This is a genomic window from Streptomyces cyanogenus (genome assembly GCF_017526105.1).
In the GTDB taxonomy this organism is placed as follows: domain Bacteria; phylum Actinomycetota; class Actinomycetes; order Streptomycetales; family Streptomycetaceae; genus Streptomyces; species Streptomyces cyanogenus.
Window position 1 is genome coordinate 4,824,977 of record NZ_CP071839.1, and the last position, 20,012, is coordinate 4,844,988.

Here is a 20,012-nt window from a genome sequence, read left to right on the forward strand (position 1 = left end):
TCGTACGTGAACGTGCTGGACATCCTGTTGCTGCTCGCGGCCGTGTGGTTCGCGGTGGTGGGGTACCGCCAGGGCTTCGTCGTCGGCATCCTGTCGGTGATCGGGTTCCTGGGCGGCGGTCTCGTCGCCGTGTACACGCTGCCCGTCATCTGGGACGCCGTGACCGGTCAGGCGGAGGTCGGCACCACCGCCGCCGTCGTGGCCGTCGTCGTGGTCATCGTCTGCGCCTCCATCGGCCAGGCCCTGACCACCCACCTCGGCAACAAACTGCGCCGGTACATCACCTGGTCCCCGGCCCGCGCCCTGGACGCCACCGGGGGCGCGCTGGTCAACGTCGTCGCGATGCTCCTGGTCGCCTGGCTGATCGGCTCCGCCCTGGCCGGTACGACGCTGCCCACGCTCGGCAAGGAGGTCCGCGGCTCCAAGGTGCTCCTCGGCGTCTCCCGGGCGCTGCCCGCGCAGGCCGACACCTGGTTCGCGGACTTCTCCGCCGTCCTCGCGCAGAACGGCTTCCCGCAGGTCTTCAGCCCGTTCTCCAACGAGCCGATCAAGGACGTACAGCCGCCCGACCCGGCCCTCGCCAACAGCTCGGTGGCCTTCCGCGCCCAGCGCTCCATCGTCAAGGTCACCGGCACCGCCCAGAGCTGCGGCAAGGTCCTGGAGGGCACCGGCTTCGTCTTCGCCGACCGCCGGGTCATGACCAACGCGCACGTCGTCGGCGGCGTCGACGCCCCGCGGGTGCAGATCGGCGGAGAAGGCCGCAAGTACGACGCGAAGGTCGTGCTGTACGACTGGAAGCGCGACATCGCCGTACTCGACGTACCCGACCTGAAGGCCACCGCGCTGCGGTTCACCGGCCAGGACGCGGCCGGCGGCGACGGCGCGATCGTCGCGGGCTTCCCCGAGAACGGCTCGTACGACGTGCGCGCCGCGCGCGTGCGCGGGCGCATCACGGCCAACGGCCCGGACATCTACCACCGCGGCACAGTCCGCCGCGACGTCTACTCGCTGTACGCCACCGTCCGCCAGGGCAACTCCGGCGGGCCCCTGCTCACCCCGGACGGCAAGGTGTACGGCGTGGTGTTCGCCAAGTCCCTCGACGACGAGGACACCGGCTACGCCCTGACGGCGGACGAGATCCAGCCCGACGTGGAGCGGGGCCGTACGGCGAACGAGCAGGTGGGTACGGACAGCTGCGCCCTGTAGGCGACGCGGCGGCGTTCAGCCCCGCGGGTGACGCAGGCGCACCGAGACCCAGCGGGCCCGGCGGCGCAGAATGCGCGGGATCCCCACCCTCGGGTCCGCTACCGCGAGTTGCGGGGTGCCTCGCTGAGGCGTGCTCAGGCCCGTGGCCGAGCGGCGGTTGCGGGGTGCGTCACTGTAGTCGTGCGTCCAGCCCATACCCCGACGTGTGCCCCCGCCCCAAGGTCGATAACCGCCCGCGCGCCCCCCAATTGGCCTATGCGGCGGGCATGTGGCCGTTCGGGGAACAAGTGTTCAGGAACCGGATACTCCGCGCACCGGATCGTCACCGGACCGTCACCGGTCGGGCTCGGGGTCCTTCAGCCAGTTGATCAGCTCGGTGGAGAACGCCACCGGGTCCTCCTCGTGCGGGAAGTGGCCCAGGCCGTCGAACAGCCGCCAGCGGTACGGCGCTTCGACGTACTCGCCCGAACCGGCCGCGCTGCGCGTGCGGGTCACCGGGTCCAGCGAGCCGTGCAGGTGCAGCGTCGGCACCCGCACGGGCCGCTTCATCCGGCGGTAGAACTGCACGCCGTCCGGGCGGGCCAGGGAGCGCACCAGCCAGCGGTACGGCTCGATCGCGCAGTGCGCGGTGGAGGGGATGCACATCGCCCGCCGGTACGTCTCCACGGCCGCGTCCTCCGGCAGCCGCGGCCCGGACCAGTCCCGGATCAGCCGGCCCGCCAGCGCGCCGTCGTCGGCGGTCAGTTGGCGCTCGGGGAGCCACGGCCGCTGGAACCCCCAGATGTAGGAGCTGGCGGCCGTCTGCCGGGCGTCACGCAGCATCGCCGCGCGCCAGCGCCGCGGATGGGGCATGGACACCACGGCCAGGCGCCGGACCAGCTTGGGCCGCATGGCCGCCGCCGTCCACGCCAGATAGCCACCGAGGTCGTGGCCGACGAGCGCGGCGTCCGGCTCGCCGAGCGAGCGGATGACGCCGGTGACGTCCAGCGCGAGGTTGGCGGGGTCGTACCCGCGGGGTGTGCGGTCGCTGCCGCCGACGCCCCGCAGGTCCATCGCCACCGCCCGGTAGCCCGCGTCGGCGAGCGCGGTCAGCTGGTGCCGCCACGTCCACCAGAACTGCGGGAAGCCGTGCAGGAGCAGCACCAGGGGGCCGTCGCCGAGTTCGGCGATGTGGAAACGCGCGCCGTTCGCGGCGACGTCCCTGTGACTCCAGGGACCTTCGATCCGTACGGCCGAGGGGGCGGCGGGTTCCGTCATGACGACGAGCGTGCCACAGCCTCGATGGCCGCGGGAGCCGGCTCCTCGGGCAGCTCCGGGCGCCGCGGGTGCGGCTTGGCGTTCTGCAGCACGCCCGCGGTCTGCTTCATCGAGGCGGCCACCTTCTGCGGGCCCTGGCTCTTCTTGGCCTTCTTGGCGAACACCACGCCGACCAGCGCCAGGAGTCCGGCGACGAGCACGTTGGCCGCGAAGGACAGCAGGAAGCAGACGGCCAGGTTCCAGCCGCTCCAGGTCCGAATTCCGTACGCCAGGGCGAAGTTGAGCATCGGCAGGGAGAACAGCAGCACCGCGCCGGCGACGGAGAACGCCCCGCCGCTCGCCGCGCCGCGCTTCACGTCCTGCTTGAGCTGGGCCTTGGCCAGCGCGATCTCGTCGTGCACCAGCGCCGACAATTCGGTCGTCGCCGAGGCGAACAGCTGGCCGATGCTGCGTTCGGCGCCGACCGGGCTGCCGTCGGGTGCGCTCATCGCGTTCTCCCTCTGAGGTCTCTCGTACCGTCTTGCGTACCGTCTTGATTTGTACCGTCTCGTCAGATCATGCCGGACGGTCGTCCTCATCGCCTGCCCCGCCCGGCACTTCCGCAAGACCGTGGCGCGCCTCGGCCGCCCGCTCGGCGGCCAGACGCCGGTGTTCGGCGGCCTTGCGCTCGTGGATCTCGGCCATGCGCAGGTGGTACGCCGGGTCGTCCTGCTCGTACACGTCCGGGATGCCGTCGTCGTCCTCGTCGCGTTCCTCGTCCTCGCACAGTCTGCGGTACTTGGCGTTGCGCAGCTTCAGCAGCACGGTGGCGCAGGCGGCCGCGATCAGCGAGCCGGCCAGGACGGCCGCCTTCACCTCGTCGGTCAGTACGGCGTCGCCCTCGAAGGCCAGCTCGCCGATGAGCAGCGAGACGGTGAACCCGATCCCGGCGAGGGAGGCCACCGCGAACAGGTCGGCCCATTCCAGGTCCTCGCTCAGCTCCGCCCGGGTGAAGCGGGCGGTCAGCCAGGTGCCGCCGAAGATGCCGACGGTCTTGCCCACGACCAGGCCGAGGACGACGCCGAGCGTCTCGGGCTTGGTGAACACGTCCGCGAGCGCCCCGCCGGATATCGGCACACCGGCGCTGAACAGCGCGAACAGCGGTACGGCGAGCCCGGCCGACAGGGGCCGCACCAGGTGTTCGATGTGCTCGCCCGGCGAGTGCTCCTCACCTTCCCGGGTGGTGCAGCGCAGCATCAGGCCCATCGCCACACCGGCGATGGTGGCGTGTACGCCGCTGTTGTACATCAGCGCCCAGACGACGACCCCGAGCGGCACGTACACGTACCAGCCGCGTACGCCCTTGCGCAGCAGCAGCCAGAAGACCACGAGGCCTGCGGCGGCCCCGCCGAGCGCGGCGAAGTTCAGCCGGTCGGTGAAGAACACCGCGATGATCAGGATCGCGAAGAGGTCGTCGACGACCGCCAGGGTGAGCAGGAAGGCGCGCAGGGCGCTGGGCAGGGAGGTGCCGATGACCGCGAGGACGGCGAGCGCGAAGGCGATGTCGGTTGCGGTGGGCACGGCCCAGCCCTGCGTGGAGCCGCCCCCGGCGAGGGTGCTGACCGTGTAGACGAGCGCGGGTACGGCCATCCCGCACAGCGCGGCCACCACGGGCAGCACGGCCGCCTTGGCGTCGCGCAGGTCCCCGGCGACCAGCTCGCGTTTCAGCTCGATGCCGGCGACGAAGAAGAACACGGCGAGCAGGCCGTCGGCGGCCCAGTGGGTGATCGAGAGGTTCAGGCCGAGGGTGCCGGGGCCGAGGTGGAACTGGCTGACCGTCTCGTAGCTGTGGTGGAGGCCGGGGATGTTCGCCCAGAGCAGCGCGGCCACTGCGGCGAGGAGGAGCAGGACACCGCCGACGGTCTCGGTGCGCAGCGCGTCCGCGACGAAGGTCCGCTCGGGCAGGGACAGCCGGCCGAGGACCTTGCGGGGGCTGGTGCTGGGGGCGGACACGGGGAGACCTCCGGGGGCAGGCGTGACTCACATGCCGACCAGACTTCCCGGCGCACCTGGCGTGCCGCGTCGTGCGGCACTTTGTTTAGTTTACCTAAAGTGCCGCTGCGCCGGGGCCGGTGATCTTCACCGTAGTCGCCCGGGAGGCACCCGGCACGTTCGCCGGCCGGGTGCCCCCCGGGGTGCCGCTCAGTCCTCGCTGGGTGCCGCGGGCAGCTTGGTCTGGATGAGATCCATGACCGTGGAGTCCGTCAGCGTGGTCACGTCACCGAGCTGGCGGTTCTCGGCGACGTCCCGCAGCAGCCGGCGCATGATCTTGCCGGAGCGGGTCTTCGGCAGCTCCGCCACCGGCAGGATCCGCTTGGGCTTGGCGATCGGGCCGAGCGTGGCGCCGACGTGGTCGCGCAGCTCGCCGACGAGCGCCTCGGTCTCCGAAGCCGTCCCGCGCAGGATCACGAACGCGACGATGGCCTGGCCGGTGGTCTCGTCCGCGGCACCCACGACGGCGGCCTCGGCGACCGACGGGTGCGAGACGAGGGCCGACTCCACCTCGGTGGTGGAGATGTTGTGCCCGGAGACGAGCATCACGTCGTCCACCCGGCCCAGCAGCCAGATGTCGCCGTCGTCGTCCTTCTTCGCCCCGTCCCCGGCGAAGTACCTGCCCTCGAAGCGGGACCAGTAGGTGTCGATGAACCGCTGGTCGTCGCCCCAGATGGTGCGCAGCATCGACGGCCACGGCTCGGTCAGCACCAGATAGCCACCGCCGCCGTTCGGCACCTCGTTCGCCTCGTCGTCGACGACCGTGGCGCTGATGCCGGGCAGCGGACGCTGCGCGGAGCCAGGCTTGGCCTCGGTCACGCCGGGCAGCGGCGAGATCATCATGGCGCCGGTCTCGGTCTGCCACCAGGTGTCCACGACCGGCGTCCGGTCGGCGCCGATGTGCTTGCGGTACCAGATCCACGCCTCGGGGTTGATGGGCTCGCCCACCGAGCCCAGGACGCGCAGGGAGGACAGGTCGAACTTGGCGGGGATGTCGTCGCCCCACTTCATGAACGTCCGGATCGCGGTCGGCGCGGTGTAGAGGATCGTGACCTTGTACTTCTGCACGATCTCCCAGAACCGGCCCTGGTGCGGGGTGTCCGGCGTGCCCTCGTACATCACCTGGGTCGCGCCGTTGGCCAGCGGGCCGTACACGATGTACGAGTGGCCGGTCACCCAGCCGACGTCGGCCGTGCACCAGTACACGTCCGTCTCCGGCTTGAGGTCGAAGACCGCCCAGTGGGTGTAGGCCGCCTGGGTGAGGTAGCCGCCCGAGGTGTGCAGGATGCCCTTCGGCTTCCCCGTCGTACCCGAGGTGTAGAGGATGAACAGCGGGTGCTCCGCCTCGAACGCCTCCGGGGTGTGCTCGGCGGACTGCCGGCCCACCAGCTCGTGCCACCACACGTCCCGCTCGCCGTCCCAGGCGACCTCCTGGCCGGTACGGCGCACCACCAGCACGTGCTCGACGTTGTCGACCTTGGCGATCGCCTCGTCCACGGCCGGCTTGAGCGCGGAGGGCTTGCCGCGCCGGTAGCCGCCGTCGGCCGTGATGACGACCTTGGCGTCCGCGTCCTGGATCCGGGTCGCGAGCGCGTCCGCCGAGAAGCCGCCGAAGACGACCGAGTGGGCCGCGCCGATCCGGGCCGAGGCCAGCATCGCGATCGCGGTCTCCGGGATCATCGGCATGTAGATGGCGACCCGGTCGCCCTTGCGTACGCCCAGCTCCAGCAGGGCGTTGGCGGCCCTGGAGACCTCGTCCTTCAGCTCCGCGTAGGTGATCGCGCGGCTGTCGCCTGGCTCGCCCTCGAAGTGGATGGCGACGCGGTCCCCGTGCCCGGCCTCCACATGCCGGTCCACGCAGTTGTACGCGACGTTCAGCTCGCCGTCCTTGAACCACTTCGCGAACGGCGGGTTCGACCAGTCCAGCGTCTCGGTCGGTTCCTTGGCCCAGGTCAGCCGGCGGGCCTGCTCGGCCCAGAAGCCGAGCCTGTCAGCCTTGGCCTGTTCATACGCCTCCGCGGTGACGTTGGCGTGCTCTGCCAGGTCGGCGGGCGGCGCGAACCTGCGTTCTTCCTTGAGCAGGTTGGCCAGGCTCTCGTTGCTCACGACATCTCCCTTTCGAAGGGTGTCCGTTGTGTCCCAGGCCACAGCTCATCAGACGCGGGGGGCGGATGACAAGGGTCGGCGGAAAATTGGTTTAGACCTGTCCGGGGGTGGTGGCCCACACCCGTCCGCCTGCCCCCTCACCTTTGCCGACGCCTTCCGCGACGTCCTCGAACACTGTTCCTCCCTCCGTTCCTCCTTCCGTTCGCGCGAGCAGGTACGCCTGTGCCTCGCCCACATGGAAATACATGCCGTGCAGTTCCAGTTCCCCCTTGGCCAGCGCACGGGCGACCGACGCGTGCGCCCGCAGATGCGCCAACTGCTGGACCACGTTGGTCAGGCACAGCAGCTCCACCGCGTCCGCGGGGGCCCGCCCGGCCAGCCGGGGCCGGTCGCGGTGGTCGCCGGCCGTCCGCGCCAGGCTCGGCAGCCCGTGCCGCAGCCACCGCCGCAGTGGGGTGTCCCCCGGGCCGGCCCCGCCGGCCAGCAGTGCCTGCATCGCTCCGCACCCCGAGTGCCCGCACACCGTGATGGAGCGCACCCCGAGCACCTCCACCGCGTACTCGATGGCGGCGGCCACCGAGTCGTCGCCGTGCTCCTCGCCCGGCGGCGGCACCAGGTTGCCGACGTTGCGGACGACGAACAGATCGCCGGGACCACTGGCGGTGATCATCGACGTGACGAGGCGGGAGTCGGCGCAGGTGAGGAAGAGCTGTGACGGCCGCTGGCCCTCCCGGGCCAGCCGCGCCAGCTCCTCCCGTACCAGCGGGGCGGTGTTCCGCTGGAACGAGCTGATGCCACGGGCCAGTTCCCGGCCGGCCTCCTGGCCCGCCGGGGCGGCGGGGGCCTCGGCGAAGCAGGACTGGTGGTTGCGCCAGGGCGTCCAGGGGCGGCACCGGCACTCGGCGGCCGGGGCCCGCTCGGCGGTCCGGATTCCGCCGCGCCGGCCCGCCAGGTCGGCCGTGCCTCCCCGGGCGGTGTGGGCACTGCGCCAGTCCTGCAGTGACTCGTACGCCGCGTGGTCCATGAACGAACCGTCCAACTCCACGACGGCGTGGGCGCCCTGGGGTACGAGATGCAGAGCTCTGCTGAGCCGGGGCACCGCGAGGAAGGTCAGCTGACCTCGGACCTGTACGTGATGGACTCCTTCCTTCTCTTCGTGGGTGATACGGGTGTGGGCGAGGCGGTGCAGGGCGAGGGCGACCGCCACGGCGACCCCGAGGAGCACGCCCTGCAGGACGCCGAGGGCCACCACGCCGAGTGTGGTCGCGGCGTAGACCGGCACTTCGCGGTGGCGCGTCACCGTGCGGATGTGGTGCAGGGACACCATCTGGATGCCGACGGCCATCACCAGGGCGGCGAGGGAGGCGAGCGGGATCTCCTCCAGGACCGGGACCATCAGCAGCGCGGCGACTACTACGAGAACGCCGTGCAGCATCGTGGAGTTCCGGCTCACCGCACCGGATTTCACATTCGCGGTACTGCGCACGGCCACGCCCGCGATCGGCAGTCCGCCGAGGGACCCGGAGACGATGTTTGCGGCGCCTTGGCCGAGCAGCTCGCGGTCCAGGTCGGAGCGGCCGACGTGGGGCTGTGGGCCCGGCCGGGCGGCGACCAGCTTGTCCACGGCCACGGCACCGAGCAGCGACTGCACGCTGCACACCAGGGTGGTGGTGAGCACGGCGGCCGCGAGGCCGAGCACCGGGCCCTCGGGCAGTCCGGCCAGGGCGTGACTGTGCCAGGACGGCAGCTCGACCCGGGGCAGCGCCAGGCCGGCGAGGGCGGCGGTCGCGGCGGCCCCGGTGACGGCGACGAGGGGGGCCGGCACCCGGCGCAGCAGCCGGCCCGTCCGGCCGGGCAGGCGCGGCCAGGCCGTCAGCAGGGCCAGGGTCAGCGCGCTCATCGACACGGCGGCCGGGTCCAGCCGCGCCAACTGGGCGGGCAGCTCCCGCAGGTTGGCGAGGACGGAGCTGTCCGGGCTGCCGCCGAGGACGATGTGCAGCTGGGCGACGGCGATGGTGATGCCGATACCGGCGAGCATGCCGTGCACCACGGCCGGGCTGACCGCGAGCGCGCCGCGCGCCACCCGCAGGCAGCCGAGGCCCAGTTGGGCCACGCCGGCGAGGACGGTGATGCCGCAGGTCGTCCGCCAGCCGTAACGGTGGATCAAGTCGGCGGTGACCACGGTGAGTCCGGCGGCGGGTCCGCTGACCTGCAGGGGGCAGCCGCCCAGCCGGCCGGCGACGATCCCGCCGACCGCGGCGGCCACGAGGCCGGCCTGGAGCGGGGCGCCGGTGGCCAGCGCGATGCCGAGGGAGAGCGGCAGGGCGATGAGGAAGACCGCGACGGCCGCGGACAGGTCGGCGCCCGCCACGGGAAAGCGGCGGGGTGCGGGTGCGGGACTGTGGGGTGGGCGGGGGTGCTGGGCGTGAGGGGGTGCGCAGGCTGACATGTTCCCGTCTCCTCCGGGGCGGCGCGGTCGCGGACTGGGTGGGACCCGCGGCGATGGGCGGGCTCGGTCGCGGCCGTGGGTCACGGCGTGCAGCGGCGGGATGGACCAACGTTCGGTAAAAGAACCGTAATGCCACGTAAAGCCAGAGCATAGCTTTCCGGTGCAAATGGGGCAGATGATCCCTCGCTTGGGTGAAGTGAGCAGATGATCGGCTTGTCGTACTAATTCCTTCTCGGTCCCGTGCGACCTTGGCGGCGCTGTCGGTGAAACCCCGGCACATCCCCAGAAAACGGCCCTCGTCAGCGTGTGCCTGAGAGAAGGAAGAAGGTGGGCGGAAGATGGCCGCCACCCAGAGGATCGCCGTCGGCGCCATGGTCGCCGCGGCCTGTGCGGCGTCGTTCGCCGGTTGCGCGACCGACTCCAGCGGCACGAAGGAAGGGGCGCCCGGTCCGGAGCAGGGGGCACCGGCACCGGGCAGCGTCCTGCGGCCGATCGGCGACGGATCCACCGCGTACACCGGATCCCAGCCGCATCTGCCCCGGGCCGAGCGCCTGAGTCCCGGTCAGAAGCCCCCGCAGTTCGTCGTGTTCTCGTGGGACGGCGCGGGCGAGGACAGCCAGAAACTGTTCTCGCACTTCCGCGAGGTCTCCAAGGAGAACAACGCGACGATGACCTACTTCCTGAGCGGTGTGTACATGCTGCCCAAGGAGAAGCGGGAGCTGTACAAGCCGCCCCAGCATGCGCCGGGCAGCTCCGACATCGGTTTCAACGACGAGCAGGGCATCGCCGACACCCTGGAGCAGGTACGACTGGCCTGGCTGGAGGGCAACGAGATCGGCACCCACTTCAACGGCCACTTCTGCGGGCCCGACGGCGGGGTCGGCACCTGGTCGGTGGACGAGTGGAAGAGCGAGATCGCCCAGGCCAAGAAGTTCGTGAAGTCCTGGAGGACCAACACCGGCATGAAGCAGGCGGCCCCGCTCCCCTTCGACTACGACAAGGAGCTGATCGGCGCCCGCACCCCCTGCCTGGAAGGGCAGAAGAACTTCATGAAGGCCGCCCGCCAGCTGGGCTTCCGCTACGACTCCAGCGGAGTGAACGACCAGGTGTGGCCCAAGAAGAAGCAGGGCCTGTGGGACCTGTCCATGCAGCTGGTGCCCTTCCCGGGCCACACCTACGAGCAGCTGACCATGGACTACAACTTCATGGTCAACCAGTCCGGCACCGAGACCCAGGGCGACCCCGACAAGTTCGACTACTGGGGCGACCAGATGCGCGACGGCCTCCTCAAGGGCTTCTACCGCGCCTACGACGGCAACCGTGCGCCTCTGATCATCGGCAACCACTTCGAGTCCTGGAACGGCGGCACCTACATGCGCGCCGTCGAGGACGTGGTGAAGGAGGTGTGCACCAAGCCCGAGGTGCGCTGCGTCTCCTTCCGCCAGCTGGTCGACTGGCTGGACGCCCAGGACCCGCAGACCCTGGCGAAGCTGCGCACCCTGGAGGTCGGCGAGTCGCCCCGGCAGGGCTGGGCGTCCTTCCTGTCCGGCCGCCCGGCCCCGGCACCCAGGGGTGTACCCGGGGCGCCGGCGGACCGGACGTAGACGTCAGACCGGCGTCGCCAGGCTCTCGCCGAGCACGAAGTGGGGGTCGACCTGCGCCGCCAGGTCGGCCCCGGTGCGCTCGTTGCCCCAGGATTCGGCGTTCTTCAGATGGAAGTGCACCATCTGGCGGGTGTAGCGCTCCCAGTCCCGCCGCTCGTAGGTGGCGTCGACGGCGCTTCGGAGCGTCTCCAGGGCGCGGGCGTTGGCCTCCTCCAGGAGGTCGAACCGGGGCGGCCGGCCCTTCTCCATGGCGCGAACCCAGTCCGAGCGCCCCACGGTCGCCAGCAGGTCGTCACCGACCTCGGCGCGCAGGAAGTCGATGTCGTCCGGCTCCTGGATCTTGTTGCCGACGACCTTCAGGGCGACGTCGAAGTCGCGGGCGTACTCCCTGTACTGGCGGTAGACGGAGACCCCCTTCCGAGTCGGTTCGGCGACGAGGAACGTCATGTCGAAGCGGGTGAACATACCGGAGGCGAAGGAGTCCGAACCTGCCGTCATGTCGACGACGACGTACTCGTCGGGGCCGTCGACGAGGTGGTTCAGGAACAGCTCCACCGCTCCCGTCTTGGAGTGGTAGCAGGCGACCCCCAGGTCGGCGTCCGTGAAGGAGCCCGTGACCATCAAACGGACGGCGCCGCCGTCGAGTTCCACCGGGCGCGCACAGGCGTCGTAGACCGGGTTGGGCTCGCGCACCCGGACCAGGCGTGAGCCCTGGCCGGGCGGGGTCGTCTTGATCATCGTGGCGGCTGAGGCGATGCGCGGGTTGTTGCCGCGCAGGTAGCTCTTGATCAACGGCAGCTGTTCGCCCATGGCGGGCAGCGCGGCCGCCTCCTGCTCGCCGAGGCCGAGCGCGGGGCCGAGGTGCTGGTTGATGTCCGCGTCGATGGCGACCACGGGGGCGCCCGCGGCGGCGAGATGGCGGATGAAGAGGGAGGAGAGCGTGGTCTTGCCGCTGCCGCCCTTCCCGACGAAAGCAATTTTCATGTTCACGAAGAGTAGCCGGACGATAGCTGTACGTGTCAGGTGAAAGTGAAGAAGACCACTCCTTCGTGGGGTCGGCCGGTGGGGTGCGTAGTGTCGTACTCATGAGTACGACAGGCGCGACCGCCGACCCGCTCGCGGCCCTGGGCTCGCTGCCCGGTGTGGCCGAGTCCGTGGAGTCCGTGCGCAAGGCCGTGGACCGGGTCTACGGGCACCGGGTCATGCGGCGCCGCAGCAACGAGATCACTTCCGAGGCGGCCCTGCGGGGTGCCCGCGGCTCGGCGGCGCTCTCCGGTGCGGACTGGGCCCTGGAAGAGGTGCGCCGGCGCACCGACTTCGGCGTCGATCCCGAGGCCCGCGTCATGGGCGCGGCCCTGCGGCTCACCGCGGAGGCGGGGCAGCTGCTGTCCATCTGGCGCCAGTCGCCCCTGCGGGTGCTGGCCCGGCTGCACCTGGTGGCCGCGGCGAGCGGGGACGACCAGGTCGGCAGGCCGCGCCAGGCCGGTGAGTCGGTGGACGAGCCGCTGGTCGAACTGCCGCTGCCGGACGCCGAGGAGGTCGCGGGCCGCCTGGAGGGGCTGGCGGACCTGATCATCGCCGGCACCTCCGCGCCCGCGCTGGTGACGGCCGCCGTGGTCCACGGCGAACTGCTCGCACTGCGCCCCTTCACGTCCCACAACGGCCTGGTCGCGCGCGCGGCCGAGCGGATCGTGCTGATCGGCAGCGGCCTGGATCCGAAGGCTGTCTGCCCGGCCGAGGTCGGCCACGCCGAACTGGGCCGCGCTTCCTACCTGGCCGCTCTGGACGGCTACGCCTCCGGCACCCCCGAGGGTATGGCGGCCTGGATCGCCCACTGCGGCCGGGCGGTCGAGCTGGGTGTGCGCGAGTCGACCGCGGTGTGCGAGGCGCTGCAGCGCGGCGCGGCCTGAGGAAGCCGGGGGCCCGGACAAGGGTTGCGGCGGTACGAGTTCTCGTACCGCCGCTGGCATGCGCACCGGGTTACCAAGCGTCCTCGATATGTCGCCCATCAGGTCGGGGTCTTTGCCCGTACCTGGTGCGGCTGGCCCGTAATCGACGGGTCGACGTCGCGTGGGTGCCCGGTGTTCATGCGGGGTCCGTGGGGCCAAGTGCGTAGTAGTAGGGGATCCTCTCGGATGTCCTTTGGTCTCGCGGGCCTACCTTCTTTGTACCGCGGGACGGCGGGAAGCGGAACCCGGGCCTGCACTTCTTTACTTTCGGGTTCAAACAGGACGGAACGGGCGCCCGTTCACGTGGTGCCGCGGCGTCGGTTGGCGTACCAGACGAGGCCGGCGGTCGCCGCCGCCGCGCCTATGGCCGCCGCCGCCACCAGTGCCGGGCGGGGCGGGACGGAGAACCCGGGCAGCCGCTTCTTGAGCGGGACCGGGTGGCGGAACTCCAGAACCGGCCATCCGCGCGCCAGTGCCTCGCGGCGCAGCGCGCGGTCGGGGTTCACGGCGTGCGGGTGTCCGACCGTCCGGAGCATCGGCAGGTCGGTCGCCGAGTCGCTGTACGCGTAGCAGCGGTCGAGGTCGTAGCCCTCGGAGGCGGCCAGCTCCCTGACGGCCTCGGCCTTGGTCGGGCCGTAGGCGTAGTACTCCACCTCCCCGGTGAAGCAGCCGTCCTCGCCGACGACCATGCGGGTGGCGACCACGCGGTCGGCGCCCAGCAGCTCGCCGATCGGTTCCACCACCTCGGCGCCCGAGGTGGACACGATCACCACGTCCCGGCCGGCCGCGTGGTGCTCCTCGATGAGGGAGGCGGCCTCGTCGTAGATGATCGGGTCGATCAGATCGTGCAGGGTCTCGGCGACGATCTCCCGCACCTGCTGGACGTTCCAGCCGCGGCACAGTGCGGAGAGGTACTCGCGCATGCGCTCCATCTGGTCGTGGTCCAGGCCGCCGGCGAGGAAGACGAACTGGGCATATGCGGTACGCAGCGCGGCCCTGCGGTTGATCAGCCCGCCTTGGTAGAAGGACTTGCTGAAGGTGAGCGTGCTCGACTTCGCAATGACCGTCTTGTCCAGGTCAAAGAAGGCCGCTGCGCGGGGCAAGGAGTGGTTTTCCACGTCCCTGAGCATAGGCGCCCACCATTCGGCGTAAGGTGGGGCGCGTGGGTTTGCCTGAGAGGGCTCTCGGGTACACCATGGAAGTCACGGATCGTTCGCGACCGTGCTAACCCGGTCCGACTCCTCCCCCCCCGAGTCGGCCGTGGGGACGACCCCCGCTCTCCCCCCCGGCGGGGGTCGTCGCATGTCCGGACGCGTTTTCACGCTCCCCTCCTTTCTTCCCGCGGCTGCACGGCCGGCACTGCGCCCCTGCGCCCGCGCCTTCGTCATGCCCATGATTGATTACCGTCCGTAATCAAAAGACTGCACTCTGGAAGTCGCACACGGATCAGTACAGGGGTCACTGGTATGGGTGACGGAGATATTCACAGGCCCTGGCTTGTCCACAGTTTTTGACCAAGATCCACATCATTTCGCGGGTCGCTGCACCGTGATTCCAGCGCACTCCGGCCGCGGCGAGTTCATGGCCGGTTCCGATTGCCGGAGCGCGTATGGCCGGTTTCTGTCGGCCGTTCATATGGAGGCCGCCTGCCGGTTCTTCACACCTTTGGGAATCGCGTGGTCGCAGAGGCCATGTGGCCCACGCAGCGAAGGGGGAACACCCATGACCGGAACCGTCACGCACGACCCGCCGCCCGGCCCCGCGGGCAGGCCCGGACGCCCGCTCATCGTCACCGAGGACGCCGCTCTCCTGGACGATCTGCTGCGCCTGTGCGCGGCGGCGGGCGCCACACCCGAGGTCCACCACGGCGTAGCGGAATCCGGCGACCGCTGGGCGGCCGCGCCCCTCGTGCTGGTCGGCGACGACGCCGCGCGCCGGGTGCGGGGGGCCGTGCGCCGGCCCGGTGTGGTGCTGGTGGGCCACGACCAGGACGACTCGGGGGTGTGGAAACGAGCCGTCCAGATCGGTGCCGACCATGTCCTGATGCTTCCCGACGGCGAGCCCTGGCTGGTCGACCGTATCGCCGACGTCGCCGAGGGCATCGGCCGTCCGGCCCTCACCGTCGGGGTGATCGGCGGCCGCGGCGGGGCCGGCGCGTCCACGCTCGCGTGCGCGCTCGCCGTCACCTCCGCGCGCGAGGGACTGCGCACACTCCTGGTGGACGCCGATCCGCTCGGCGGCGGACTCGACGTACTCCTCGGCGGCGAGAGCGCCGAAGGACTGCGCTGGCCCGCCTTCGCCGCCTCCCGCGGCCGGGTCGGCGGCGGTGCCCTGGAGGAGTCGCTGCCCGAACTGCACTCCCTGCGCGTGCTCAGCTGGGACCGCGGCGACTGCGTCGCCGTTCCGCCGCCCGCGGTCCGCGCGGTGCTGGCAGCCGCCCGTCGGCGCGGCGGCACGGTCGTGGTCGACCTGCCCCGCCGTCTCGACGACGGGGTCGCCGAGGTCCTCGCCCAGCTCGACCTCGCCCTGCTCGTCGTCCCGGCCGAACTGCGGGCGGTCGCGGCGGCCGGCCGCGTCGCCTCCGCCGTGGGCATGGTCGTGCGCGACCTGCGCGTGGCGGTCCGCGGGCCCTACGCACCGGGCCTGGACGACCACGAGGTGGCCCGGCTGCTCGCCCTGCCGCTGGCCGGTGAGGTGCCCGTCGAACCCTCGCTGCTGCGCCCGCAGGGCGGCCCGAAACCGCCGGCCGCGACCGGCCGCGGCCCGCTGGCCCGCTTCTGCGCGCACTTCTGGGAGCGCGCGCTGGTCGAGGCGGGAGGCGCCCGATGACCCTGCCGGGACTCGACCGGACCGACGGCGCGGCCCTGCTCGACGGCGTCCGCCGCTGGCTCGCCGCGAGCGGCGCCGAACCCACCCCCGCGCGCGTGGCCCAGGCGCTGCGCGAACAGGGTCGTGTGCTCGGCGACGCGGAGGTGCTCGGCGCGGCCGAACACCTGCGCTCCGAACTCGTCGGCACCGGTCCCCTGGAGCCGCTGCTCGCCGACCCCGACGTCACCGACGTCCTGGTCTCCGCCCCCGACCGGGTGTGGGTGGACCGTGGCGGCGGCCTTGAGCTGACGGCGGTGACCTTCCCGGACGCCGCGGCCGTACGACGTCTCGCCCAGCGGCTGGCCGCCGTGGCCGGACGCCGGCTGGACGACGCCCGGCCCTGGGCCGACGCCCGGCTGCCCGACGGCACCCGGCTGCACGCGGTGCTGCCCCCGGTGGCCGTCAGCTGCACCTGCCTGGCCCTGCGGGTGGTGCGGCCCCGGGCCTTCACCGTCGAGGAACTCGTCGCGGCCGGCACGGTGCCGCCCGGCGGCGACCTCATCCTGCGCGCGCTGATCGAGGCGCGGCTGTCCTTCCTGGTCAGCGGCGGCACCGGATGCGGCAAGACGACCTTGCTGAGCGCCCTGCTCGGGCTCGTCGGACCGGGTGAGCGGATCGTGCTCGCCGAGGACTCGGCCGAGCTGAGGCCGGACCACCCCCACGTCGTCCGGCTGGAGACCCGGCCCGCCAACCAGGAGGGCGCCGGTCTGGTCAGCCTGGAGGACCTGGTGCGGCAGGCACTGCGGATGCGGCCGGACCGGCTGGTCGTCGGCGAGGTGCGCGGACCGGAGGTCGTCCATCTGCTCGCGGCCCTCAACACCGGCCACGAGGGGGGCTGCTGCACGGTTCATGCCAACGCGGCCGCGGATGTGCCGGTCCGGCTGGAGGCTCTGGCCACGGCCGCCGGGCTGGACCGGGCCGCCCTCCACAGCCAGTTGGCGGCCGCCCTCTCGGTGGTGGTGCATCTCGTACGGGACCGGTCCGGGAGGCGCCGGATCGCCGAGGTGCACGTGCTGGAGCGGGACGGCACCGGACTGGTGCGGACGGTACCGGCGCTGCGCTGGGACGAGCGGGCGTTCGCGCGGGAGCGGGGGTGGGAGCGGCTGCGGCAACTGCTGGGGGTCTCGGCGGAGTTCGGGAGCGCGTGAGGTTCGGGGGTGGTCGGTGGTCTTCGGGATGGCGGACGGGGTTCCGGGGTGGTCGGTGGTCTTCGGGACGGCGGATGGGGTTCGGGAGTGGCCGGTGGTCCTTTCGGGACGGCGGATGAGGTTCGGGAGTGGAGGAGTGGTGACCGGAATGATCGGTGAGACGTCCATGGGGGCCGCGTTGGTCTGCTTCGGCGCGTTGGTCTGGCTGCTGGGCGGGCGGCACTACGGGATGCGGCGGGCACGGCTGCTGCTGGCCGGCGGCGGGGTGGTGGCGACCGGGCCGCCCGCCTGGGAGCAGGCGGTCGCGGAAGTGCGGCGCCGGTGCGGCCGGTGGGGCGCCGAGTGGTGGGCGCTCGTCGCCGGGATCGTGATCGCCCTGCTGGGTGCCTCGGTGATTCCGGTCGTCGCGGGGGCGGCCGGGGTGCCGGTGCTCCGTCGGATGCGGCTGGCCCGGCGGGCCCGGCGCACGCGGGAGCGGCGGGCCGACGCGGTGATCGCCCTGTGCGGGGCGCTCGCCGGCGAGGTGCGGGCGGGCCGGCAGCCGGGGGAGGCGCTGCTGCGGGCCGCGCGGGACTCCGGCGGACTCGGTGACGCACAGGCCGCCGTGGTGGCGGCGGCGCGGTTCGGCGGAGACGTGCCCGGCGCGCTGGCCACGGCGGCGCGGCAGCCGGGCGCCGAGGGCCTGCTCGGACTCGCCGCGTGCTGGCGGGTGGCCGTGGACCAGGGCGCCGGGCTCGCCGCCGGCCTGGACCGGCTGGACGGGGCCCTGCGGGCCGAGCGCGACCAACGCGCCGACCTGCACGCCCAGTTGTCGGGCCCCCGGGCCACCGCGGTACTGCTCGCCGCGCTGCCCGCCCTCGGCCTGCTCCTCGGTACGGCCATGGGCGCGGACCCGCTGCGGGTCCTGCTGCACAGCGGTGCCGGCCTGGGCTGCCTGACGGCCGGGGCGGTGTTCGAGGTGGCCGGGATGTGGTGGGCGGTGCGGATCGTGCGGCGGGCGGAGGCGGTGTGAGCGGGTGGCGTTCGAGGCGCTGGGCTGTGGGGCCGGCGGTGCGTCAGGGGCCAGGGCGTGGGGTGTGTGCGGCGGTTCGCGCCGGCTGCGGAGGCCGCGTGAGGCCGGTGGCTCGTGAGGTGGCGGACGGTGGAGTGAGCACGGTGGTGCGGGAGGCGTCGAGTGGCGTGGTCGTCCGAACGGCGAAGAGAGGGATGGGCGGTATGAGGCCGGCGGTGCGCGAGGCGGCGGGTGACGGCAGCGGGAGTCAGCTGGCGGGCAATGCGGTGCGCGGTCCGGTTGTCCGGATGGCGGGGAAGGGGCGGGCGGTATGAGCGCGGAAGTCGTCCACAGGCTGGGGATGACCGCGGCCGTGGTGCTCGCCCTCGGCTGGGCTGCCCGGCGGCTGTGGTCGGCACGGCGGCGGCGCCGGGCGCGGCGCCGGGTGGCCGAGCTGCTGGGGGTCGAAGCGCCTACGGCCGGATCATCGTTGGTGATCCCCGGCGCGGTACGGCGGTGGCTGTCGGCGACCGGTGCGGCGTGTGGTGTGTGGGTGCTGGTCGGCGGGGTCACGGGGAGCGTTCTGGGACTGGGTGTCGGTGCGGTGCTTTGGCGGTGGTGGGGGCGGCAGACCTCCGCCCCTGCACAGGAAGTGATCGACGCGGCGGGGGCGGCGCGCCAGCTTCCGCTCGCGGCCGACCTGCTGGCCGCGTGCATCGCGGCCGGTGCCGGTCCGGTGGTGGCCGCCCAGGCGGTGGGCGAGGCCCTCGGCGGCCCCGTCGGCCAGGCGCTGGCACGCGGCGCGGCGGAGGTCCGGCTCGGCGGTGAACCGGCGACCGCCTGGCGGAGCTTGGCGGCGCTGCCCGGCGCGGGGTTGCTGGCGCGGCTGCTGGAGCGGGCCGACGAGTCCGGGCTGCCCGCGGCCGGCCCGGTCGCCCGTCTCGCGTCGGACGCGCGCGCGGAGTGGGCCCGCACGGCGACGGCCCGGGCTCGCCGGGCGGCCGTACTGATCTCCGCGCCGGTCGGCCTGTGCTTCCTGCCCGCGTTCATCGCGGTCGGGGTCCTGCCGGTCGTGATCGGCCTGGCGGGCAGCGTGACGGGAGGGGGGTGAGGGGGACGAGAGGAGACCAGCAGGCGGACATCGGACAAGCGCCGGAAGACGGCAACGGATCAGAACCTCACGGGGGTTGAAATGTTCAGGAAGATCAGGAAAGCGGCGGTTCGGTTGCGCGGGGCGTGCCGCCAGGACGCCGGAATGGTGACGTCCGAGTACGCCATGGGCATCATCGCGGCCGTCGCGTTCGCGTTGGTGCTCTACAAGGTCGTCAGCAGCGGCCAGGTCCAGGCGGAGCTGCAGGACATCGTGAAGAAGGCGCTCAGTGCGCGGATGTGAGGGAGGCGGTGACCGGGGGTTCGTGACCGCGGAGGCGGCCGTGGTGCTGTCCGTGCTGGTGGCGTTCACGATGGCGCTGGTCTGGGGACTGCTCATGGTGGCGGCGCAGATCGAGTGCGTGGACGCGGCCCGCGCGGGGGCCCGGGCCGCCGCCCGTCAGGACCCGGCCGGCACGGTGGTGACGGTGACCCGGGAAGCGGCGCCGCGGGGAGCACGGGTGACCGTGGCCCGCGAGGGCGACCGGGTCCGTGTGACGGTGGTGGCCAAGCCGCCGGTGCTGAGCGGGCTGCCGTTCGAGGTACGGGAGGAGGCCGTGGCGCTCGCCGAGGACACGGTGGGGGCGCCTCCGGGGTCTGCGGAGGCGGGGCCGTGATGCGTGGGCGTGACGTGGGCCGGCGGCAGGGCTCCGCCGACGGCGGACGGTGGGGCGGATGCCTGCGCCGGCGGTGGAACGACCGGCAGGGCGGCGGTGAGGCGCCGGACAGGGGGCCTGGGGGTCCGGGGCGGGGACAGGACCCGGACCGGGGGTCCGCCACCGTCTGGAGCCTGGGAGCGATCGCCGTGCTCTGCGTGGTGTTCGGTGCCGTGCTCGCGCTCGGGCAGGCCGTCGTCGTACGGCACCGGGCGGCCGGCGGTGCCGACCTGGCCGCGCTCGCGGCGGCGGACCACTGGGCCGAGGGCGGCGCGGCGGCCTGCACCCGGGCCGAGCGGCTGGCGGCGGCCCAGGGGGTGCGGTTGGTGCGGTGCGCGATCGTGGGGGACACCTCGGACGTGACGGCGGCCGCGGGGCGAGGGCCGTTCACGGCGGAGGTCAGGGCGAGAGCGGGACCGCCGGGTCCCGTACCGCTCGGCGCACCGGACGGGCCCCGACCCGCGCCGCCCGCCGTTCCGCGCGCGCCTGCCCCCTCGGTGCCGGGAGGCGTCGAGCAGCCCGAACGCCGCGAGCCGCGAGCAGCCAGCCGCTAGCTCCAGCTCGGAGCCGTCAACCGTCAGCCGTCACCAGTCAGCCC

General features: G+C 72.6%; 18 protein-coding genes. 10 read left to right on the forward strand and 8 right to left on the reverse strand.

Features of this window, described 5'->3' with window-relative positions; translation table 11 throughout:
• Positions 1-6: 6 nt before the first annotated feature.
• Positions 7-1,206, forward strand: coding sequence for a MarP family serine protease (locus tag S1361_RS21700; protein ID WP_208033465.1), 1,200 nt, complete (start codon positions 7-9; stop codon positions 1,204-1,206).
• 15 nt (positions 1,207-1,221) lie between these two features.
• Here the strand turns inward: S1361_RS21700 and S1361_RS39325 are convergent, their stop codons facing one another.
• The 6 genes from S1361_RS39325 to S1361_RS21725 all read right to left on the reverse strand — a co-directional run bounded on the left by S1361_RS39325 (position 1,222) and on the right by S1361_RS21725 (position 9,049).
• Positions 1,222-1,401, reverse strand: a complete 180-nt coding sequence (locus tag S1361_RS39325; RefSeq protein ID WP_243769254.1) for a hypothetical protein — start codon at positions 1,399-1,401, stop codon at positions 1,222-1,224.
• A gap of 138 nt (positions 1,402-1,539) precedes the next feature.
• Positions 1,540-2,463, reverse strand: a complete 924-nt coding sequence (locus S1361_RS21705) for an alpha/beta fold hydrolase (RefSeq protein ID WP_208033466.1) — start codon at positions 2,461-2,463, stop codon at positions 1,540-1,542.
• Positions 2,460-2,951 (reverse strand): phage holin family protein, encoded by a 492-nt coding sequence (locus tag S1361_RS21710; RefSeq protein ID WP_208033467.1) that lies wholly within the window; start codon positions 2,949-2,951, stop codon positions 2,460-2,462. Before S1361_RS21710 ends, S1361_RS21705 begins: the two co-directional genes overlap by 4 nt.
• 67 nt (positions 2,952-3,018) lie before the next feature.
• Positions 3,019-4,455: a Na+/H+ antiporter NhaA gene (gene nhaA / locus S1361_RS21715; protein WP_208033468.1), complete on the reverse strand. Its 1,437-nt coding sequence runs from the start codon at positions 4,453-4,455 to the stop codon at positions 3,019-3,021.
• A gap of 189 nt (positions 4,456-4,644) precedes the next feature.
• On the reverse strand, positions 4,645-6,600 hold the full coding sequence (gene acs / locus S1361_RS21720; RefSeq protein ID WP_208033469.1) for an acetate--CoA ligase: 1,956 nt from the start codon (positions 6,598-6,600) through the stop codon (positions 4,645-4,647).
• A 91-nt stretch (positions 6,601-6,691) separates the two neighbouring features.
• On the reverse strand, positions 6,692-9,049 hold the full coding sequence (locus S1361_RS21725; RefSeq protein ID WP_208033470.1) for a bifunctional SulP family inorganic anion transporter/carbonic anhydrase: 2,358 nt from the start codon (positions 9,047-9,049) through the stop codon (positions 6,692-6,694).
• A 338-nt stretch (positions 9,050-9,387) separates the two neighbouring features.
• Between S1361_RS21725 and S1361_RS21730 the strand changes: the two genes are divergently transcribed.
• Positions 9,388-10,653 (forward strand): polysaccharide deacetylase family protein, encoded by a 1,266-nt coding sequence (locus S1361_RS21730; protein WP_208033471.1) that lies wholly within the window; start codon positions 9,388-9,390, stop codon positions 10,651-10,653.
• A 3-nt stretch (positions 10,654-10,656) separates the two neighbouring features.
• Here the strand turns inward: S1361_RS21730 and S1361_RS21735 are convergent, their stop codons facing one another.
• Positions 10,657-11,637: an ATP-binding protein gene (locus S1361_RS21735; RefSeq protein WP_208033472.1), complete on the reverse strand. Its 981-nt coding sequence runs from the start codon at positions 11,635-11,637 to the stop codon at positions 10,657-10,659.
• Positions 11,638-11,738: 101 nt separating this feature from the next.
• Here S1361_RS21735 and S1361_RS21740 point away from each other — a divergent pair, with 101 nt between their 5' ends.
• Positions 11,739-12,563: a Fic family protein gene (locus tag S1361_RS21740; protein ID WP_208033473.1), complete on the forward strand. Its 825-nt coding sequence runs from the start codon at positions 11,739-11,741 to the stop codon at positions 12,561-12,563.
• A 338-nt stretch (positions 12,564-12,901) separates the two neighbouring features.
• On the opposite strand, the gene S1361_RS21745 is transcribed toward S1361_RS21740, so the two are convergent.
• Positions 12,902-13,732, reverse strand: a complete 831-nt coding sequence (locus tag S1361_RS21745) for an HAD family hydrolase (RefSeq protein ID WP_208033474.1) — start codon at positions 13,730-13,732, stop codon at positions 12,902-12,904.
• Between the two features lie 592 nt (positions 13,733-14,324).
• Here S1361_RS21745 and ssd point away from each other — a divergent pair.
• The 7 genes from ssd to S1361_RS21780 all read left to right on the forward strand — a co-directional run bounded on the left by ssd (position 14,325) and on the right by S1361_RS21780 (position 19,968).
• Positions 14,325-15,431 (forward strand): septum site-determining protein Ssd, encoded by a 1,107-nt coding sequence (gene ssd / locus S1361_RS21750; protein WP_208033475.1) that lies wholly within the window; start codon positions 14,325-14,327, stop codon positions 15,429-15,431.
• Positions 15,428-16,618, forward strand: a complete 1,191-nt coding sequence (locus tag S1361_RS21755; RefSeq protein WP_208033476.1) for a TadA family conjugal transfer-associated ATPase — start codon at positions 15,428-15,430, stop codon at positions 16,616-16,618. Before ssd ends, S1361_RS21755 begins: the two co-directional genes overlap by 4 nt.
• 148 nt (positions 16,619-16,766) lie before the next feature.
• Complete coding sequence (locus S1361_RS21760) at positions 16,767-17,630, forward strand: type II secretion system F family protein (RefSeq protein WP_208033477.1); 864 nt, start codon at positions 16,767-16,769, stop codon at positions 17,628-17,630.
• A 310-nt stretch (positions 17,631-17,940) separates the two neighbouring features.
• Positions 17,941-18,720: a type II secretion system F family protein gene (locus S1361_RS21765; RefSeq protein WP_208033478.1), complete on the forward strand. Its 780-nt coding sequence runs from the start codon at positions 17,941-17,943 to the stop codon at positions 18,718-18,720.
• Positions 18,721-18,801: 81 nt separating this feature from the next.
• Entirely contained in the window at positions 18,802-19,002 is a 201-nt protein-coding gene (locus S1361_RS21770) for a DUF4244 domain-containing protein (RefSeq protein ID WP_208033479.1), read from the forward strand.
• A gap of 22 nt (positions 19,003-19,024) precedes the next feature.
• Complete coding sequence (locus tag S1361_RS21775) at positions 19,025-19,375, forward strand: TadE family type IV pilus minor pilin (RefSeq protein ID WP_208033480.1); 351 nt, start codon at positions 19,025-19,027, stop codon at positions 19,373-19,375.
• Between the two features lie 173 nt (positions 19,376-19,548).
• Complete coding sequence (locus tag S1361_RS21780) at positions 19,549-19,968, forward strand: Rv3654c family TadE-like protein (RefSeq protein WP_243769541.1); 420 nt, start codon at positions 19,549-19,551, stop codon at positions 19,966-19,968.
• Positions 19,969-20,012 lie beyond the last annotated feature (44 nt).

Coding starts and splice junctions, on each gene's coding strand:
- S1361_RS21765 (WP_208033478.1), top strand. CDS start 17,941: ATGAGCGCGGAAGTCGTCCACAGGCTGGGGATGACCGCGGCCGTGGTG.
- S1361_RS21710 (WP_208033467.1), bottom strand. CDS start 2,951: ATGAGCGCACCCGACGGCAGCCCGGTCGGCGCCGAACGCAGCATCGGC.
- S1361_RS39325 (WP_243769254.1), bottom strand. CDS start 1,401: ATGGGCTGGACGCACGACTACAGTGACGCACCCCGCAACCGCCGCTCG.
- S1361_RS21725 (WP_208033470.1), bottom strand. CDS start 9,049: ATGTCAGCCTGCGCACCCCCTCACGCCCAGCACCCCCGCCCACCCCAC.
- S1361_RS21760 (WP_208033477.1), top strand. CDS start 16,767: ATGATCGGTGAGACGTCCATGGGGGCCGCGTTGGTCTGCTTCGGCGCG.
- S1361_RS21770 (WP_208033479.1), top strand. CDS start 18,802: ATGTTCAGGAAGATCAGGAAAGCGGCGGTTCGGTTGCGCGGGGCGTGC.
- S1361_RS21735 (WP_208033472.1), bottom strand. CDS start 11,637: ATGAAAATTGCTTTCGTCGGGAAGGGCGGCAGCGGCAAGACCACGCTC.
- S1361_RS21705 (WP_208033466.1), bottom strand. CDS start 2,463: ATGACGGAACCCGCCGCCCCCTCGGCCGTACGGATCGAAGGTCCCTGG.
- S1361_RS21740 (WP_208033473.1), top strand. CDS start 11,739: ATGAGTACGACAGGCGCGACCGCCGACCCGCTCGCGGCCCTGGGCTCG.
- S1361_RS21755 (WP_208033476.1), top strand. CDS start 15,428: ATGACCCTGCCGGGACTCGACCGGACCGACGGCGCGGCCCTGCTCGAC.
- S1361_RS21745 (WP_208033474.1), bottom strand. CDS start 13,732: ATGCTCAGGGACGTGGAAAACCACTCCTTGCCCCGCGCAGCGGCCTTC.
- S1361_RS21730 (WP_208033471.1), top strand. CDS start 9,388: ATGGCCGCCACCCAGAGGATCGCCGTCGGCGCCATGGTCGCCGCGGCC.
- ssd (WP_208033475.1), top strand. CDS start 14,325: ATGACCGGAACCGTCACGCACGACCCGCCGCCCGGCCCCGCGGGCAGG.